The sequence below is a fragment of the Escherichia coli genome, from assembly GCF_036503815.1.
In the GTDB taxonomy this organism is placed as follows: Bacteria; Pseudomonadota; Gammaproteobacteria; order Enterobacterales; family Enterobacteriaceae; genus Escherichia; species Escherichia coli_F.
The window spans coordinates 4,452,131-4,470,552 of sequence record NZ_AP027764.1; the positions used below are offsets into that span (position 1 = coordinate 4,452,131).

Genomic DNA, 18,422 nt, shown 5'->3' on the forward strand with positions numbered 1-18,422 from the left:
TATGACTCCACGCTTCAGACGCTACGCCGTTAGATCAAGTAATCGATCAACGCCGGTTCTTGTTTGCAGAGGCGACGCCAGTCAACGATCGGCATACGAACTTGCAGACTTACGCTGCCGTCCTCCTCCATCCACTCTTTTTCTATTGCCTGAAGCTGATAAAAACGACTTCTCAGACGCCCTTCCTGCGGCGGCAGACGCAATGTATGCTGCGCCACCTCGCCGGAAAGACGCTCCGTCAAAGCCTGAAAAAGCTGTGGTATCCCCGCTCCGGTCTGCGCAGAAAGCCAGACACGGATCGGTTTGTTCTCTTCGTCCCGATCAATACGCGGTTCAAAATCTTCCAGCATATCGATCTTGTTCATCACCAGCAGGGTTGGGATCTCGTGAGCATCGATCTCTTCAAGAACCGTATTCACCGCTTCGATGTTTTCTTGTACTCGCACATCTGCCGCGTCAATGACGTGCAGCAGCAATGTGGCTTGCCGCGTCTCTTGTAACGTGGCTTTAAATGCCGCCACCAGATCGTGCGGCAGGTGGCGAATAAACCCTACGGTATCTGCCAACACGGTTTCACCGACATCCGCGACGTCAATACGCCGCAACGTCGGGTCGAGGGTGGCAAACAACTGGTCTGCCGCATAGACCCGCGCTTCGGTGATGCGATTGAAAAGGGTAGATTTACCGGCGTTGGTATATCCCACCAGCGAAACAGTAGGAACGTCGGCTTTGATACGCGATTGCCGCCCCTGCTCACGCTGTTTTTCAACTCTTTCCAGGCGCGACTGTATCTGCACGATGCGATTACGCAACAAACGACGGTCGGTTTCGAGCTGGGTTTCACCCGGACCACGCAAACCGATCCCGCCTTTCTGTCTTTCAAGGTGGGTCCAGCCACGCACCAGGCGCGTAGCCAGATGGCGCAACTGCGCCAGCTCAACCTGCAACTTACCCTCATGGGTACGCGCACGCTGGGCGAAAATATCTAAAATAAGGCCGGTGCGGTCGATAACACGACACTCGCACAAACGCTCCAGGTTACGCTCTTGCGCCGGGCTCAGGGCATGGTCAAAAAGAACGACCGAAGCACCCGTCGCTTTGACAGCTTCCGCAATTTCAACTGCTTTACCTTCACCTACAAAATACTTTGGGTGCGGCGCTTTACGGCTACCGGTAATCACCTGCAATGCTTCGACACCGGCGGAAGAGACCAGAGATTCAAACTCCTGGAGGTCTTCCATATCTTTGTCTTGCGTAAAATAGATGTGTACCAGTACCGCCTGCTCACCAGCATCATAACGGTCAAACAAGCGTATAACCCTCTAAATAGATCAGCGGGGAACGCAGGATCGCTGGCTCCCCGTGTAAAAAAAACAGCATGAAACCTTATTCGGTTTCTTCGCTGTCCTGTTGCGCGGAAGTATTCTGCGCGCTGCTACCATGATGGTAGTTACTGCTGGTACCGCCACCGGCGTTGTTACTGTGATGAGAAACCGGGCGAGACGGGACAACAGTAGAAATCGCGTGCTTGTAAACCATCTGGCTGACCGTGTTTTTCAACAGGATCACGAACTGATCAAAAGACTCGATTTGTCCTTGCAGCTTAATACCATTCACCAAATAAATAGAAACTGGAACACGTTCCCGACGCAGTGCGTTCAGGAACGGATCTTGTAAAGATTGCCCCTTAGCCATTCTCTCTTTTCCTTATATGCTTATTTGTACTTTGAACCTTTCGATTCTGAAAAAATTGCGCACGATACGTCTCAATTGTACACATTCAGCCTGCGATAGCACCAACAACCTGTAATACTTCGTCACGCGCCTGTTCTGGTTTTTCACTGTCAAGCCAGTGAACCCCTTCCCAACCACGCAGCCAGGTTATCTGCCGCTTCGCCAACTGTCTCGTGGCGCAAACACCTCGATAAACCATTTCATCGTATGAGATTTCGCCTTCAAGGTAAGACCACATCTGGCGATAACCCACGCAACGAATGGAAGGCAAGTCCGTATGCAAATCTCCTCGGGCAAAAAGCGCCCGGACTTCTGCTTCAAAACCTGAAGCCAACATCTGATGAAAACGCTGCTCAATTCGTTGATGGAGCAGTTCACGGCTCGCCGGGGCGATGGCGAACTGATGCACCTGATACGGTAGAGCGTCTCCTGACGTTTGCGTCAGTTCCGTTAAAGTTTTACCCGAAATGAAAAAAACTTCCAGTGCCCGGGAAAGCCTTTGTGGATCATTTGGATGAATCCTTGCTGCCGCAACCGGATCGATCTCCTGAAGTTGACGATGCAATGACTCCCAACCTTGCTCTGCCGCCTGTTGCTCAATTCTGGCCCGCACTTCGGGGTCTGCCGACGGTAGCGGCGACAACCCTTCCAGCAATGCCTTGAAATACAACATCGTACCGCCCACTAATAGTGGGATCCGCCCCGCCGCGGTGATATCAGCCATTTCCGCCAGCGCATCGCGGCGAAAATCAGCGGCCGAATAAGCCTGCGACGGATCGCGAATATCCAGCAATCGGTGCGGCGCGGCGAGTAACTCTTCAGCGTTCGGCTTCGCCGTCCCGATATCCATCCCTTTGTAAATAAGGGCAGAATCAACGCTTATCAACTCTACTGGTAAAATTTTACGCAGCTCAATGGCTAACGCCGTTTTACCGGAGGCCGTCGGCCCCATCAAAAAAATCGCCTTAGGCAGGCTCGCCTTACTGATATCACTCATCTTTCAGGGCTTTTATCGCCGGATGTAAATCAACAGATTGTAACAGACCACCCGGCGGCGTTTTCACAAGTTGCGGACATAACCGTTCCACGTCCGCCAGCAGGGTGATGGCCTGTGCCATTGACCACTGCGCATGTTCGCTCATCAGATTTCGTGCAATCCACTGCGCAATATTGCCAGGTTCGAATACGGACTGCTTCGCCAGGTAGCCTATCAGTTCAGGAATCAAGATTTGTAAATTTTGTTGGCGTAAGGGTAAAGGCACGGCCCTGATGGTCACATACTGTGCATCGGACTGGAAATCAATACCCAATTCCGCCAGGGCAGACTGCGCTTTTTCTAATGCCGATTTTTCTTCGCCAGAAACTTTTAGCCGCAACGGAATAAGCAACGGCTGGGCGCAAACTGGCGTTTCACCCGGCGTCAACTGCGCCTGACGCAGCCAACGTTCTGCCACTGGCAGGGCTAAAAGTGAAATGTTGCCGTCGCGCTCCAGCAACGCACAGTCGGAATGGACGATAGTCAGTACCCGACCAAAACTCTGACTGTTCGCCGCAAGCGCTGGCTCCTGCGGTTCAGGTGCTTTTGGTTTTTGCATCGGCGCAGGCGTTTGCAAAAGCTGGCGATACACTTCACCTTGCTGTTTCTGGTAGCCTGGCTGCGCATTTGGCCAGGAAGCTGCTGGACGACCACCAGAGACGGGCGCAGGAGAGTAGCGGGGAGCTACCGATTCACGAACTGCCGGTTCAGCAAAATGATTACGCCCGGCGGCCACGCGGTTCTCCGGAATGGTGCGCGGTGCAGGTTGAGGTTCATCGTCCAGTGGCAGCGGCGTTTCCAGCTGTTGTTGTAGCACACTCAGCACGCCCTGATAGATAAAGTCGTGCACCAGACGCGACTGATGGAAACGCACTTCGTGTTTGGCGGGGTGCACGTTGACGTCCACTTGATGTGGGTCGATCTCCAGATACAACACAAATGCCGGTTGCTGATCGGCCCCCAGTTTGTTTTCGCAGGCCTGACGGATCGCATGATTGATCAGGCGATCGCGCATCATGCGACCATTCACGTAGCAATACTGAATTTCTGCCAGTGTGGGCGTGGTGTGGTTTGGATCTGCCACCCAGCCGCGCAGCGTGAGATCGCCGTGTTGCCATTCAATCGCCAGCGCTTGTTCGAGAAAAGCGGTGCCGCAAATCGCGCCTAAGCGCCGTTCTTTTTGCCCGCCTTCCGGCACTGCGCGGTACTGGCGAACTATTTTGCCGTTATGCGACAGGTTAATAGTGACGTCGAAACGCGCCAGCGCAATGCGGCGGATGATTTCATCAATATGGTTAAATTCGGTTTTCTCGGTACGCAGGAATTTCCGCCGCGCCGGGGTATTGTAGAACAGATCCAGCACTTCCAGCGTCGTTCCCACCGGATGCGCCGCCGGTTTAACCGTCACGTCCATATCGCGCCCTTCGGCATATGCCTGCCAGGCTTCCTGCTGATCTACGGTGCGCGAAGTGAGCGTCAGACGGGAAACTGAACTGATACTCGCCAGCGCCTCACCGCGGAACCCCAGGCTGATAATAGCTTCGAGATCGTCCAGAGAGGCGATTTTACTGGTAGCATGACGCGCCAGCGCCAGCGCCAGTTCATCTTTTTTGATACCGCAGCCGTTATCACGAATGCGGATAAGTTTCGCCCCACCGCGTTCGATATCAATATCAATACGCGTCGCACCCGCATCGAGGCTGTTTTCCACCAGTTCTTTGACTACCGACGCAGGTCGCTCGACCACCTCACCTGCGGCAATCTGGTTCGCCAGTTGTGGCGGTAAGACCTGAATTGGCATCAATCATCCTTAGTTTGGCAGCGTGCGATCTGGCGTCGTCACCGTGCTGGCCGTTTGTGCCGTTGCCCCCTGCGGCGCAGATTGCATCGGATGCGCAAGGAAATAATTGCGCAGGCCTTTGTAAATGGCTTCTGCCAGCTGTTGTTGGTAATCGTCGCTCGCCAGCAAACGTTCTTCGCTGTTGTTGCTGATAAAACCGGTTTCGACCAGTACTGATGGGATATCCGGCGAACGCAGAACGCCAAGGCTGGCATGTTCTGGTCGACGTTTATGTATTTCGCCAATGCGTTGCAACTGACTGATCATACTGGTCGCTACATCATACCCTACCCGCTGGGAATGACCGAACTGTAAATCCAGCACCGCCTGGCTTAAATACGGGTCAGACTGACTGTTCGCCAGCACATCGCCCGCTCCGCCCAGCAGCTCCGACTGTTTCTCGTGCTGCTCCAGCCAGCTGGCCATTTCGCTGTTGGCGCGACGGTTAGAGAGCACCCATACGGAAGCGCCAGTCGCACTGCGGTTCGGTGCGGCATCAGCGTGAATCGAGACGAGGAAATTGGCGTTTTGCTTACGTGCCACATCGCTGCGCCCCATTACCGAGATAAAGTAATCCCCGTCACGGGTTAAAACGCCCTTAAACATCGGATCATCATTGAGTAAAGTACGCAATTTACGCGCGATGGCGATGGTGACATTTTTCTCCCGCGTACCACCAGGGCCGATAGCGCCAGGATCCTGACCGCCGTGTCCGGCATCAATAGCGATGATAATTTTATCGCCTGTGTTAGCCGTCGCGCGCGCTGCCGGACGCGTTACCGTATTACTGCTGATAACACCCGTAGTGCGGTTACTTTCGGTTTTAAACGGATTACGCGCCGGTTCGCTGACGCGCGGTGCGACAACCGCAGGCGTTTCAACGCGCTTCGCAACCACTGGCGGCGGTGGAGGCGGTGGCGGCGCATCAGCGTTAATCGTAAAGACGACAGTGTAATTGCTACCATTCTGCCGCTTCACCGCTTCGGTTTTACCGTTTTCGGTGAGATCGACCACCAGCCGTAGCGTTTGTGCATCTTTAGGCGTTCCAGAGCGAATCGCCTTCACCAGATTATTACCGCTGAACAACAACGGTAGCCCCTGAATCACGCCCGTTTGTTTGATATCGAGCGCCACGGTGCGTTTGTTTTGATGGCTAAACGCGTAATCAGGATCGCCAGTAAAACTCAATGTTATTCGCGCCTGTTGATTACCGTTAGAAACCTGAATATCAGAGAGCGTAGCGGCGCCAGCCTGCGCGCACAGCAGCAGCAACGTCGCTACCAACCAATTTCTGATGCGATACATCATCCCGCCACCTTTCAAAGGTTAACCGGCTAAACGCGCCAGCAACAATTCACCCGCAGAGGAAACCGCGCTCACGCGCGCCTCACGGCCTTGTGCCTGATAATCAATGTGTATTTCGACATCCGGGTCAGGAAGAACACCTGTACCTTGTTGTGGCCACTCCACCAGGCAGATGGCATCGTTAGCAAAATAATCGCGGATCCCCATAAACTCCAGCTCCTCGGGATCGGCAAGGCGGTATAAATCAAAGTGATACACCATTAAGTTGTCGAGCGTATAGGGTTCGACCAGCGTATAAGTGGGGCTTTTGACATTACCCTGATGACCCAGAGCCTGTAAAAAGCCCCGGCTAAAGGTGGTTTTACCTGCGCCTAAATCGCCATACAGATAGATTACGGTTGCACCATCGCAGGCTTTCGCTACCCGCTCGCCCAGGTCTAATGTTGCCTGCTCATCAGGGAGCGGAATTACTCGATTCATCATGGTTTTTATCAGTCACTTCCGGGTTAACAATACGCTGTAGCGTGGAAAAGAGATCGGTCGCCAGCATTCCGCGCGTTCCAAAACGCGCCGACAGTACGTCAGCTGCCGTACCGTGTGCGACACAGCCCGCGCACGCTGCATCATACGGCGACAGTTTTTGCCCAAGCAATGCGCCAATAATACCAGAGAGCACATCACCCATCCCGCCGCTCGCCATGCCTGCATTTCCGGCATCAATAATGCCTAAAGCGTCAGGATGCGCGGCAACTACGGTTCCGGCACCTTTCAGCACCGCTACGCCGCCATAACGTTGTACCAGACGTTGGGCGCAATGTAAGCGGTCACTTTCAATTTCTGCTACGGAACAGCCCAACAACCGTGCGGCCTCGCCAGGATGCGGCGTGATCACGCGATTGTGACGCTTATCAGGATTGATTGCCAGCAGGTTCAATGCATCGGCATCCCATAACATCGGTTTGCGAAAATTCTCAACTTTTTGCAGGGCTTTTTTCCCCCACTCTTGCTGGCCCAGACCGGGACCAATCACCACCACATCGGCCCATTCCAGGCTTTCGGTAAGAGAGTCCATAGTCAGTTCATGCACCATCAATTCCGGTCGTGCGGTCAGCAGTGGCGCAATGTTTTCACTGCGGGTCAGCACTCTGACTAAACCAGCGCCAGCACGCAGCGCCGCTTCCCCCGTCATACGAATAGCCCCCGCCGTGCCGTGATCGCCACCAATAATCACCAGCCGCCCGTGATCGCCTTTATGCGAAGTCGGGCGACGCGGTTTCAGCCAGTGAGAAAGTTGTTCTGCCGAAAACCGCTGAATTTTCGTCTCCTGACCTGCCAACCAATTGTCCAGCCCCAGCGAGTCAAAATGCAGTTTTCCGGTAACATCCCGTGCTTTCCCGGTGAGCAAGCCAGGTTTCAGCGCAATAAAAGTGATGGTGTGATCGGCGTTGATTACCGCGCCTGGCGTAGCGCCGGTTTCAGCCAGCAGGCCGGAAGGGATATCAACCGCCACAATCGGCGCAGGGTGAGTATTAGCGTGGTCGATTAACTGGCTAATGGATTCGTGGGGCGCGTGCTGCAATCCGGTACCGAGCAGCGCATCAACAATCAGATCTACTGACTCGGGCCAGACAATATTCGAAGCATGGATCTCGCCTCCTGCGTTTAACCATGCATCGCGCGCCAGCGCGGCCTCTTCCGGTAACGGTTTGTCACTTTCCTGGGCCAGCAGCGTGACCTCAATGCCAACCGCTTTTGCCAGCCGCGCAATCACATAACCATCGCCGCCGTTATTGCCATGACCGCACAGCACCAGCCAGTGGCAGGCATCAGGATAAGCCGAACGACACACCTGAAATGCGGCTTCACCAGCGCGAAGCATCAGTTCATAGAGTGTAAGCCCCAGCGCATCTGCCGCCTCGCGTTCGCCGTGGCGGATATCGTCGGCGTGCCAGACGGTATGTGGTATACTTACGGGGTTTTTCTTCATTGTATGGTCCGTCATGTCAGAGCCCCTCGATCTCAATCAGTTAGCGCAAAATATTAAACAGTGGGGGCTGGAACTGGGCTTTCAGCAGGTAGGTATTACCGATACCGATCTCAGCGCGTCCGAGCCCAAACTGCAAGCATGGCTGGACAAACAATACCACGGCGAAATGGACTGGATGGCGCGTCACGGTATGCTGCGCGCCCGCCCCCATGAGTTATTGCCCGGTACGCTGCGCGTCATCAGCGTGCGGATGAATTACCTTCCTGCTAACGCCGCATTTGCCAGCACGCTGAAAAACCCCAAACTCGGCTATGTAAGTCGTTATGCGTTGGGCCGTGACTATCACAAACTTCTGCGCAACCGACTCAAAAAGCTGGGCGAGATGATTCAGCAACATTGTGTTTCGCTGAATTTTAGACCGTTTGTCGATTCTGCGCCTATTCTCGAGCGCCCGTTAGCTGAAAAAGCAGGTCTTGGCTGGACAGGTAAGCACTCACTTATCCTCAATCGCGAGGCCGGTTCGTTCTTCTTTTTAGGTGAATTACTGGTCGATATTCCGCTGCCCGTGGATCAACCGGTCGAGGAAGGATGCGGTAAATGCGTGGCCTGTATGACGATTTGCCCGACCGGCGCCATCGTCGAGCCATATACCGTCGATGCTCGCCGCTGTATCTCTTATCTCACCATTGAACTGGAAGGGGCGATCCCGGAAGAGCTGCGTCCATTGATGGGAAACCGTATTTACGGTTGCGATGACTGCCAGCTTATCTGCCCGTGGAATCGCTATTCGCAACTCACTACAGAAGACGATTTCAGCCCGCGCAAACCACTACACGCACCGGAACTCATTGAGTTATTCGCCTGGAGTGAAGAGAAGTTTTTAAAAGTCACGGAAGGTTCGGCGATTCGCCGTATAGGTCACCTGCGTTGGCTGCGTAATATCGCCGTGGCATTAGGCAATGCCCCCTGGGATAAAACGATTTTGACAGCGCTGGAAAGTCGTAAAGGTGAGCACCCACTTCTTGATGAGCACATAGCGTGGGCGATTGCGCAGCAAATCGAGAGGCGAAATGCGTGCGTCGTGGAGGTACAACTACCGAAAAAACAGCGTCTGGTTCGGGTCATTGAAAAGGGATTACCACGAGATGCCTGATTCATCCACAGCTTGTGAATAAAAATAAAAACGCATTGCAATTCAAGACGAATAAAATCGTCAAGTGATCGACTCGACAAAACGAGATCTTAATTTTCAACTTATATATCAATAAGTTAAAAAAATACTATTCACCGTGCGAAGTTTCTTTGAAATTAAGATTACGACATGAGGCTGTGGATAACTCTGTTTACAAGAGTTTGTCAGAGACAACAAAAACCAGCAATAACGCATCGCGTCGCTGTGGATATTTTATTGAGAGAAGAATTTGGAGCGGGAAACGAGACTCGAACTCGCGACCCCGACCTTGGCAAGGTCGTGCTCTACCAACTGAGCTATTCCCGCTTGGGTGGTCTGTGCTTTGCAGCACTTTCAAATTTTGGAGCGGGAAACGAGACTCGAACTCGCGACCCCGACCTTGGCAAGGTCGTGCTCTACCAACTGAGCTATTCCCGCTTAATCTTCGTCTTTCGAACCGCTACTGCCTTGGCTGCCTTCACTCACCTTAGTCACTTACTTTTGTAAGCTCCCAAGGATTCGTTCAGTTGCCGCCTTGTCGCAATTCGAAATACTGCGATTGGGTGGTCTGTGCTTTGCAGCACTTTTCAAATTTTGGAGCGGGAAACGAGACTCGAACTCGCGACCCCGACCTTGGCAAGGTCGTGCTCTACCAACTGAGCTATTCCCGCGTACTGCTTAATTTTGCTTTCGTAATTTTCGCATTTCTGCGTCGTTACGGGAGGCGCATTATACGAGAAATCTTTCCCTCTGCAACCCCCCTAAAAAATTTTTTTTGAGTTTTTATCTCAAGTGCTGAAATTATCAGCAAGACGTTCAATTTAGCGTCAAAATCACGCCGCCGCAAGTGGATTCCGGCGGTTACGTGACCAGAACAAATTTTACAGCTTGATAAAATGCTCGCGGTAGTAAGCCAGCTCCGCCACCGACTCACGGATATCATCCATCGCCTGATGCGTCCCCTGTTTGGTAAAACCATCAAGAATTTCCGGCTTCCAGCGGCGCGCCAGCTCTTTCAGTGTGCTGACATCCAGATAACGGTAGTGGAAGTAGGCTTCCAGCTCCGGCATGTATTTAAACAAGAAGCGACGATCCTGGCCGATGCTGTTACCGCAAATCGGCGATTTTCCCGCAGGCACCCACTGTTTTAAAAATTCGAGCGTTGCCAGTTCAGCTTCCCGATCGCCCATCGTGCTCGCTTTCACGCGCTCCACCAGCCCGCTGGCGGTATGGGTGCGCACGTTCCAGTCATCCATCAGCGCCAGCTGTTCATCGGACTGATGTACTGCAATGGTCGGCCCTTCTGCCAGAATATTCAGGTTGGCATCGGTCACCAGCGTGGCAATCTCAATAATGCGATCGCGCTCGGGATCCAGACCGGTCATCTCAAGATCGATCCAAATCAGGTTGTTTTCATTGGCACTCATGCTATTTTCCACCCATTCACAGTGACTATATTGATCCACAATTGCGTGTATCATAGATGTTTTGCCCATCAGGGGCGACCAGGAGTCTGTACGATTGAGTAAAAATAAACTCTCCAAAGGCCAGCAGCGCCGCGTGAACGCCAATCACCAGCGTCGTCTTAAAACGTCTAAGGAGAAGCCCGACTACGACGACAATCTGTTTGGCGAGCCTGATGAAGGTATCGTCATCAGCCGCTTTGGTATGCACGCTGATGTGGAATCCGCCGATGGCGACGTTCACCGCTGCAATATTCGCCGTACCATCCGTTCGCTGGTGACCGGCGATCGCGTAGTCTGGCGTCCGGGAAAACCGGCGGCGGAAGGCGTAAATGTCAAAGGGATCGTGGAAGCGGTGCATGAGCGCACCTCAGTGTTGACGCGCCCGGATTTCTACGACGGTGTGAAACCCATTGCTGCCAACATCGACCAGATTGTCATTGTCTCCGCGATTTTGCCGGAGCTGTCGCTCAATATTATCGACCGTTACCTGGTGGCCTGCGAAACCTTGCAGATTGAGCCGATTATTGTGCTCAACAAGATAGACCTGTTGGACGACGAAGGCATGGAATTCGTCAACGAGCAGATGAATATCTACCGCAATATCGGTTATCGCGTATTGATGGTTTCCAGTCATACTAAGGATGGACTGAAACCGCTGGAAGAGGCGTTGACCGGGCGCATCAGTATTTTTGCCGGGCAGTCTGGCGTCGGCAAATCCAGCCTGCTGAACGCGTTGCTGGGGCTGCAAAAAGAGATCCTGACCAACGACGTCTCGGATAACTCGGGGCTTGGTCAGCACACCACGACTGCCGCGCGGCTGTATCACTTCCCGCACGGCGGTGATGTGATTGATTCCCCAGGTGTGCGTGAGTTTGGTCTCTGGCATCTGGAACCGGAACAAATTACTCGGGGTTTTGTCGAATTCCATGACTACTTAGGTCTGTGTAAATATCGCGATTGCAAACACGATACCGATCCGGGCTGCGCTATCCGGGAAGCGGTTGAGGAAGGGAAAATCGCGGAAACCCGTTTCGAAAACTATCACCGTATTCTGGAAAGCATGGCGCAGGTAAAAACGCGTAAAAACTTTTCTGATACGGATGACTGACAATTAAGCTAACCGTCGTTAGAATCGTCCCCTTTTTTTCAGGATCCGGCATGTAGGCCGGATCAGGAACGACAAAACAATGGCCTGGAGGCTACCTTGTTAAATTCATTTAAACTTTCGCTACAGTACATTCTGCCGAAATTATGGCTTACTCGCCTGGCGGGTTGGGGCGCAAGCAAGCGGGCAGGATGGCTGACAAAACTGGTTATCGATCTGTTCGTTAAATACTACAAGGTCGACATGAAAGAGGCGCAAAAGCCGGACACCGCCAGCTACCGCACCTTTAACGAATTCTTTGTCCGTCCGCTGCGTGACGAAGTACGCCCAATCGATACCGATCCTAATGTACTGGTCATGCCTGCCGATGGCGTTATCAGCCAGTTAGGTAAAATCGAAGAAGATAAAATCCTGCAAGCTAAAGGCCACAACTACAGCCTCGAAGCTCTGCTGGCAGGGAACTATCTGATGGCGGATCTTTTCCGTAACGGTACGTTTGTGACCACTTACCTCTCTCCGCGTGACTACCACCGCGTACACATGCCGTGCAACGGTATTCTGCGTGAGATGATCTATGTGCCGGGCGATCTCTTCTCCGTTAACCATCTCACCGCTCAGAACGTGCCGAATCTGTTTGCCCGTAACGAACGCGTGATCTGCCTGTTCGATACCGAATTTGGCCCGATGGCGCAGATTCTGGTCGGGGCGACGATTGTTGGCAGCATTGAAACTGTCTGGGCGGGCACCATTACGCCGCCGCGCGAAGGCATCATCAAGCGCTGGACATGGCCTGCCGGAGAAAACGACGGTTCTGTGGCGCTGCTGAAAGGCCAGGAAATGGGGCGCTTTAAACTCGGCTCTACCGTTATCAACCTGTTTGCACCGGGTAAAGTGGATCTGGTTAAGCAACTGGAAAGCCTGTCTGTCACGAAAATTGGCCAGCCGCTGGCAGTATCTACCGAAACCTTTGTTACGCCAGACTCTGAACCTGCCCCGCTTCCTGCTGAAGAGATCGAGGCAGAACACGACGCCAGCCCATTGGTTGACGACAAAAAAGACCAGGTCTAATCCATCAAAGGAAACGCTGACGTGCGCCTGATTATCGCTTTTCTGATGGCCTGGTGCCTCAGTTGGGGGGCGTACGCCGCGACGGCCCCCGATAGTAAACAAATCACCCAGGAACTGGAGCAGGCAAAAGCGGCGAAACCCGCTCAGCCGGAAGTCGTAGAGGCACTCCAGTCCGCCTTAAATGCGCTTGAGGAACGAAAAGGTTCCCTTGAGCGCATCAAGCAATATCAAGAAGTCATTGATAATTACCCGAAACTCTCCGCTACTCTGCGCGCGCAATTAAACAACATGCGTGACGAGCCGCGCAGCGTATCGCCGGGAATGTCTACCGACGCGCTGAATCAGGAAATTCTCCAGGTCAGCAGTCAGTTACTGGATAAGAGCCGTCAGGCCCAGCAAGAGCAAGAGCGCGCCCGCGAGATTGCCGATTCGCTGAATCAACTGCCGCAACAGCAAACTGACGCCCGCCGCCAGTTGAATGAAATCGAGCGCCGCCTTGGAACGCTTACCGGCAATACCCCGCTTAATCAGGCGCAAAATTTTGCTTTGCAATCTGACTCTGCACGACTGAAGGCGCTCGTTGATGAACTGGAATTGGCGCAGCTGTCTGCCAATAACAGGCAAGAATTAGCGCGCTTGCGCTCAGAGCTGGCGGAAAAAGAGAGCCAGCAACTGGATGCGTATTTGCAGGCCTTGCGTAATCAGTTGAACAGCCAACGCCAGCTTGAGGCGGAGCGGGCGCTGGAAAGCACCGAACTTCTGGCAGAAAACAGCGCCGACTTGCCGAAAGATATCGTCGCGCAATTCAAAATTAACCGCGAGCTGTCGGCGGCGTTGAATCAACAGGCGCAGCGGATGGATCTCGTTGCCTCGCAACAGCGTCAGGCTGCCAGCCAGACACTACAGGTCCGGCAGGCGTTGAATACGCTGCGTGAACAATCACAATGGCTGGGATCGTCCAACCTGCTCGGCGAAGCGTTGCGGGCGCAGGTGGCACGGCTACCGGAAATGCCGAAACCACAACAGCTTGATACCGAAATGGCACAGTTGCGTGTGCAACGCTTACGTTATGAGGATCTGCTTAATAAACAGCCGTTGCTAAGGCAAATCCATCAGGCAGACGGTCAGCCGCTGACCGCCGAGCAAAACCGTATTCTGGAAGCACAGCTACGCACTCAGCGTGAGTTGCTGAACTCATTGTTGCAGGGTGGCGACACGTTACTGCTGGAGCTGACCAAGCTGAAAGTCTCCAACGGGCAACTGGAAGATGCGCTGAAAGAAGTGAATGAAGCGACGCACCGATACCTGTTCTGGACTTCTGACGTGCGCCCGATGACCATCGCCTGGCCGCTGGAGATCGCTCAGGATCTGCGTCGTCTCATTTCGCTGGACACCTTCAGTCAGTTGGGCAAAGCCAGCGTAATGATGCTGACCAGCAAAGAGACGATTTTGCCGCTGTTTGGCGCGTTGATTCTGGTCGGTTGCAGTATTTACTCACGCCGCTATTTCACCCGTTTTCTTGAACGTTCGGCGGCGAAAGTCGGCAAAGTGACTCAGGATCACTTCTGGCTGACGTTGCGCACCCTTTTCTGGTCGATTCTCGTCGCATCACCGCTACCGGTGCTGTGGATGACGCTGGGTTACGGCTTGCGCGAGGCGTGGCCTTATCCGCTGGCGGTCGCAATTGGTGATGGCGTAACGGCCACCGTACCGCTGCTGTGGGTAGTGATGATTTGCGCCACCTTTGCCCGTCCGAACGGCTTGTTTATCGCTCATTTCGGCTGGCCACGCGAACGGGTTTCCCGTGGGATGCGTTACTACCTGATGAGCATCGGGCTTATTGTGCCGCTGATTATGGCGCTGATGATGTTCGATAACCTCGACGACCGTGAATTCTCCGGTTCGCTGGGACGGCTTTGTTTTATCCTCATTTGCGGTGCACTGGCGGTAGTCACCCTCAGCCTGAAAAAGGCCGGGATTCCGTTGTATCTCAACAAAGAAGGCAGCGGCGACAACATTACCAACCATATGCTGTGGAACATGATGATTGGCGCACCGTTGGTAGCCATCCTGGCGTCGGCGGTGGGTTATCTGGCAACGGCGCAGGCACTGTTAGCGAGGCTTGAAACCTCGGTTGCCATCTGGTTCCTGCTACTGGTGGTTTATCACGTTATCCGCCGCTGGATGCTGATCCAGCGGCGCAGGCTGGCGTTTGACCGGGCGAAGCATCGCCGGGCAGAGATGTTAGCGCAGCGTGCGCGTGGCGAAGAGGAAGCGCATCATCACAGTAGCCCGGAAGGGGCAATTGAAGTCGATGAAAGCGAAGTCGATCTCGATGCCATCAGTGCGCAATCCTTGCGGCTGGTGCGCTCAATTTTGATGTTGATCGCCTTGCTTTCGGTCATTGTGCTGTGGTCAGAAATCCATTCCGCTTTCGGCTTCCTCGAAAATATTTCGCTGTGGGATGTCACTTCCACGGTACAGGGCGTAGAAAGTTTGGAGCCGATTACCCTCGGTGCGGTGCTAATTGCCATTCTGGTGTTTATCATCACCACACAGCTGGTGCGCAACCTGCCCGCGCTGCTGGAACTGGCGATTTTGCAGCACCTCGATTTAACGCCGGGCACTGGTTACGCCATCACCACCATCACCAAATATCTGCTGATGCTGATTGGCGGGCTGGTCGGCTTCTCAATGATTGGTATTGAGTGGTCGAAATTGCAGTGGCTGGTCGCCGCGCTCGGTGTTGGTCTGGGCTTTGGTTTGCAGGAAATTTTCGCCAACTTTATCTCTGGCCTGATCATCCTGTTCGAAAAACCGATTCGCATTGGCGATACGGTGACGATCCGCGATCTCACCGGTAGTGTGACGAAAATTAACACCCGCGCCACCACCATCAGCGACTGGGACCGCAAAGAAATTATCGTGCCGAACAAGGCGTTTATTACCGAGCAGTTTATCAACTGGTCGCTCTCTGACTCGGTCACGCGCGTGGTGTTGACGATTCCGGCCCCTGCCGATGCCAACAGTGAAGAAGTGACGGAAATCCTGCTCACCGCAGCGCGTCGCTGCTCGCTGGTGATCGATAACCCAGCACCGGAAGTCTTCCTGGTGGATCTACAACAGGGGATTCAGATTTTCGAGCTGCGTATTTACGCCGCTGAGATGGGTCACCGCATGCCACTACGCCATGAGATTCACCAGCTGATTCTGGCAGGATTCCATGCCCACGGTATCGATATGCCATTCCCGCCCTTCCAGATGCGTCTGGAAAGCCTCAACGGTAAACAAACGGGGAGAACATTAACTTCTGCGGGCAAAGGTCGTCAGGCGGGAAGTTTGTAAGGTCTTTGTGGCCGGATGAACCCATCCGGCTCACAAGCAAAACTGATAGCGCAGAAAAAACTGCCACAACCAGTAGCCGAAAATAGCCAGCGCGGTGGCGTACATAAACCAGCCGCGTTTTTTTCGCCACAAAGCGAACCAGAGAAAAGGGAAAAAGAGCGGTAACGTCATTATCACACCGACATCACGGGTATCGTCATCTTCGAGATACATCAGCACATCGCAGACGTTATTAATCCCGCGTCCATCAATCATCCACTCTTTGTCCAGCGCGGACATTATCAGAATCCAGAGAACAGATACGAAGAACCATATGCAGCATAAAATAAACTGACGAGCACTCATGATGCTTCAATCGGTAGTTTAATTTCGCTATAACGCATGCGGAACAAATCACCATACCCGATTAATTCCCCACGAAAAACCAGGCACCTGATCAGGTAAGTGCAATAGATATCAGGCAGGTTTCCCCACCGCGAACCATCGCGATCTTTGAGGGTATTAATGGTATTACCGACCACCATTGCCACTTTACGGGTGTGACAGTCATCGACAAAAGAGAGAATAGTCTGCTCTATTTCCGCTACATCCCAGGCAGAAAATTGCAGCGCCCTGATTTCATCTTCGGTTATCACTGGATCCCGACTACCGTTGTCCATAACGTCTTCCTTACCAGACAACTCATCGCCGGAGAGACGATGAGTTGCAGGATTCCATAGGATCAGTCGAGAGCTAACTCAGGTTTGTTCGCCTTGCGACTGCAATAGTTCTGGTAAATCGCCATCGCTAACAGCGAGAAGAAGACAGGGCCGCCAATCATCCACAATGTGCTGTCCCAGTCTCCGGCTTCAACCACAGGTTGAATGATGGTGAACACGTTCGCAAATGTCACCACCAGTACGACAACCACTGTCGCAATCATTGCCGACATATGTGTTTTGAAAATCACAAACGGTCTGTCGAGATCCTGACGTGCTTTAAAGAACGGGAAAGCCAGCGCGAGGAACAGGTAAGGAAGCGTCATAGACACGTTCGCCATCAGCGTCAGTTTGTTAAAGAACGCCGATGCGGTACCGCCACCAAACGAAACCAGCAGGATGAAGACAGTAACCAGCCCGCACTGCATCCACATTGCGATAGAAGGCATACCCATCGTATTCAGGCGAGTCATCGGTTCCGGCCACAATGCTTTCGGCGTCCCCTGGATGATGGCTTTCAGCGGTGAATAGCAAAGCGTAAAGAACGCACCGGTATAGGCGAGGAACATCGACAGTCCGGTAATACGCGCAAACCACACACCCAGCGACAATGACGCTTCAGGTGACAAATGCAGTGCGTTACCCAGCGTCATTCCGAGGCTCTTCATCAGCACATAGGTAATATTGCCGAGGTTAACGGAACCATTACTTAATACCTGCTGCCAGTTTGTGCTGACGCCCCATAAAAATATTGCCAGCGAATAACCGATTGAAATAACAATAGCGGCAAAAACAATACCTTTGGCAAAGTTCTTTTCTGGATTTTCCGTTTTATCGACCAGACCACCCACCGCTTCAATTCCGCCATAGGCAAAAATAGCAAATACCACAAACGATAGCATTGCCAGACCGGACTGATAACCTGGGTTCGGTGATGCAAGGAAATTAATATCCTGCGCGAAATGCCCACCATTTAATAACAAAATAGTAATGCTTACTAACAGTAATACTAAATTCAGGCACATTACTGCAATACCGCCCACCGCAGTAATGCGGGCAATTTTATTAATCCCTTTTGAAGCAACGACGGTGACCAGAATCATCCATGCCACTGCCAGCAGACCAACCACCTGCGTAGGTTCCAGTCCGGCAATACGCCAGTGCTGGGTCATGTCGCTACCGTAGAGAAATGTTGAGAACGGTACCCAAACTTTCGCGGAGGTGCTCACCATCCAGATGATATAAGAGGAAAACCACATAAACGTACCAATGAAGGCAAAACGTGGTCCGACACTATTATTCATCCAGGAATAGATACCGCCTTCTTCTTTGCGATACGCAGCGCCCATTTCAGCCATCATTAAGGCGAATGGAATAAAGAATAACAATGCAGAAAATATATAAAAGGGAATCGCACTATAACCCATTAAGTAATAAGCCGATGGGCTATTGGCAAATCCAAATACGGAAGTAAAGATCATCAATATGAGTCCTATCAGACTCATCTTTTTTATCGTGTGAGGCATGAAACCATCCTTCATTTCAGCGCGTGTATAAAACGCGCCCACTGAACTGCACCGCCCAACATTGAGCGGGCAGCGTAAAAACCAATACAGAATTGATACCTGGATGATATCAAATATCCAGTCTTAAATTGTGGCCTTTAG

16 protein-coding genes and 3 tRNA genes are annotated in these 18,422 nt (G+C 52.8%); 4 read left to right on the forward strand and 15 right to left on the reverse strand.

Translation table 11 applies throughout. The features are described 5' to 3' along the window. Positions 1-29: 29 nt before the first annotated feature. The 7 genes from hflX to nnr all read right to left on the reverse strand — a co-directional run bounded on the left by hflX (position 30) and on the right by nnr (position 7,917). Positions 30-1,310 (reverse strand): ribosome rescue GTPase HflX, encoded by a 1,281-nt coding sequence (gene hflX / locus AABJ99_RS21330; protein WP_000460360.1) that lies wholly within the window; start codon positions 1,308-1,310, stop codon positions 30-32. 76 nt (positions 1,311-1,386) lie between these two features. Beyond that, positions 1,387-1,695 carry an RNA chaperone Hfq gene (gene hfq, locus AABJ99_RS21335; protein WP_001051883.1) on the reverse strand — a complete coding sequence of 103 codons (309 nt, stop codon included), beginning with the start codon at positions 1,693-1,695 and terminating at the stop codon, positions 1,387-1,389. Positions 1,696-1,780: 85 nt separating this feature from the next. Beyond that, a complete protein-coding gene (gene miaA, locus AABJ99_RS21340) occupies positions 1,781-2,731 on the reverse strand; it encodes a tRNA (adenosine(37)-N6)-dimethylallyltransferase MiaA (RefSeq protein WP_001280339.1) in 951 nt (316 codons plus the stop codon). Continuing rightward, on the reverse strand, positions 2,724-4,571 hold the full coding sequence (gene mutL, locus AABJ99_RS21345; RefSeq protein WP_039021169.1) for a DNA mismatch repair endonuclease MutL: 1,848 nt from the start codon (positions 4,569-4,571) through the stop codon (positions 2,724-2,726). Before mutL ends, miaA begins: the two co-directional genes overlap by 8 nt. Before the next feature lie 9 nt (positions 4,572-4,580). Next, a complete protein-coding gene (amiB, locus tag AABJ99_RS21350; protein WP_000990284.1) occupies positions 4,581-5,918 on the reverse strand; it encodes an N-acetylmuramoyl-L-alanine amidase AmiB in 1,338 nt (445 codons plus the stop codon). Positions 5,919-5,936: 18 nt separating this feature from the next. After that, positions 5,937-6,398: a tRNA (adenosine(37)-N6)-threonylcarbamoyltransferase complex ATPase subunit type 1 TsaE gene (gene tsaE, locus AABJ99_RS21355; RefSeq protein ID WP_000981977.1), complete on the reverse strand. Its 462-nt coding sequence runs from the start codon at positions 6,396-6,398 to the stop codon at positions 5,937-5,939. Beyond that, positions 6,370-7,917 carry a bifunctional ADP-dependent NAD(P)H-hydrate dehydratase/NAD(P)H-hydrate epimerase gene (gene nnr, locus AABJ99_RS21360; RefSeq protein WP_077782401.1) on the reverse strand — a complete coding sequence of 516 codons (1,548 nt, stop codon included), beginning with the start codon at positions 7,915-7,917 and terminating at the stop codon, positions 6,370-6,372. Before nnr ends, tsaE begins: the two co-directional genes overlap by 29 nt. Here nnr and queG point away from each other — a divergent pair. Next, a complete protein-coding gene (gene queG / locus AABJ99_RS21365) occupies positions 7,916-9,055 on the forward strand; it encodes a tRNA epoxyqueuosine(34) reductase QueG (RefSeq protein ID WP_039021168.1) in 1,140 nt (379 codons plus the stop codon). The genes nnr and queG overlap by 2 nt on opposite strands. Here the strand turns inward: queG and AABJ99_RS21370 are convergent. From AABJ99_RS21370 to orn, 5 genes are all read right to left on the reverse strand, one after another. Beyond that, positions 9,038-9,091, reverse strand: a complete 54-nt coding sequence (locus tag AABJ99_RS21370; protein WP_104917837.1) for a hypothetical protein — start codon at positions 9,089-9,091, stop codon at positions 9,038-9,040. The two genes, queG and AABJ99_RS21370, sit on opposite strands and share 18 nt — an antisense overlap. A 233-nt stretch (positions 9,092-9,324) precedes the next feature. After that, positions 9,325-9,400: transfer RNA gene (locus AABJ99_RS21375), tRNA-Gly, on the reverse strand. Between the two features lie 35 nt (positions 9,401-9,435). Next, a tRNA-Gly gene (locus tag AABJ99_RS21380) sits at positions 9,436-9,511 on the reverse strand. A gap of 157 nt (positions 9,512-9,668) precedes the next feature. Next, positions 9,669-9,744, reverse strand: a tRNA-Gly gene (locus AABJ99_RS21385). Between the two features lie 210 nt (positions 9,745-9,954). Further along, on the reverse strand, positions 9,955-10,500 hold the full coding sequence (gene orn, locus AABJ99_RS21390) for an oligoribonuclease (protein WP_001295188.1): 546 nt from the start codon (positions 10,498-10,500) through the stop codon (positions 9,955-9,957). Positions 10,501-10,594: 94 nt separating this feature from the next. Here orn and rsgA point away from each other — a divergent pair, with 94 nt between their 5' ends. The 3 genes from rsgA to mscM all read left to right on the forward strand — a co-directional run bounded on the left by rsgA (position 10,595) and on the right by mscM (position 16,057). Next, positions 10,595-11,647, forward strand: coding sequence for a small ribosomal subunit biogenesis GTPase RsgA (gene rsgA, locus AABJ99_RS21395; protein WP_039021167.1), 1,053 nt, complete (start codon positions 10,595-10,597; stop codon positions 11,645-11,647). 96 nt (positions 11,648-11,743) lie between these two features. Then, positions 11,744-12,712, forward strand: a complete 969-nt coding sequence (gene asd, locus AABJ99_RS21400) for an archaetidylserine decarboxylase (protein WP_039021166.1) — start codon at positions 11,744-11,746, stop codon at positions 12,710-12,712. A gap of 21 nt (positions 12,713-12,733) precedes the next feature. Then, the gene (mscM, locus tag AABJ99_RS21405; RefSeq protein ID WP_001236769.1) at positions 12,734-16,057 is read left to right on the forward strand and encodes a miniconductance mechanosensitive channel MscM; all 3,324 of its coding nucleotides are present in this window, start codon (positions 12,734-12,736) and stop codon (positions 16,055-16,057) included. 30 nt (positions 16,058-16,087) lie between these two features. Here mscM and yjeO read toward each other — a convergent pair whose 3' ends face one another. The 3 genes from yjeO to yjeM form a co-directional block, all read right to left on the reverse strand. Continuing rightward, positions 16,088-16,402 (reverse strand): YjeO family protein, encoded by a 315-nt coding sequence (gene yjeO, locus AABJ99_RS21410; protein WP_039021165.1) that lies wholly within the window; start codon positions 16,400-16,402, stop codon positions 16,088-16,090. Continuing rightward, positions 16,399-16,716, reverse strand: coding sequence for a protein YjeN (gene yjeN, locus AABJ99_RS21415; RefSeq protein WP_039021164.1), 318 nt, complete (start codon positions 16,714-16,716; stop codon positions 16,399-16,401). The genes yjeO and yjeN overlap by 4 nt, the downstream gene beginning before the upstream one ends. A gap of 62 nt (positions 16,717-16,778) precedes the next feature. Next, positions 16,779-18,281: a glutamate/gamma-aminobutyrate family transporter YjeM gene (gene yjeM / locus AABJ99_RS21420; RefSeq protein WP_039021163.1), complete on the reverse strand. Its 1,503-nt coding sequence runs from the start codon at positions 18,279-18,281 to the stop codon at positions 16,779-16,781. Positions 18,282-18,422: the final 141 nt, after the last annotated feature.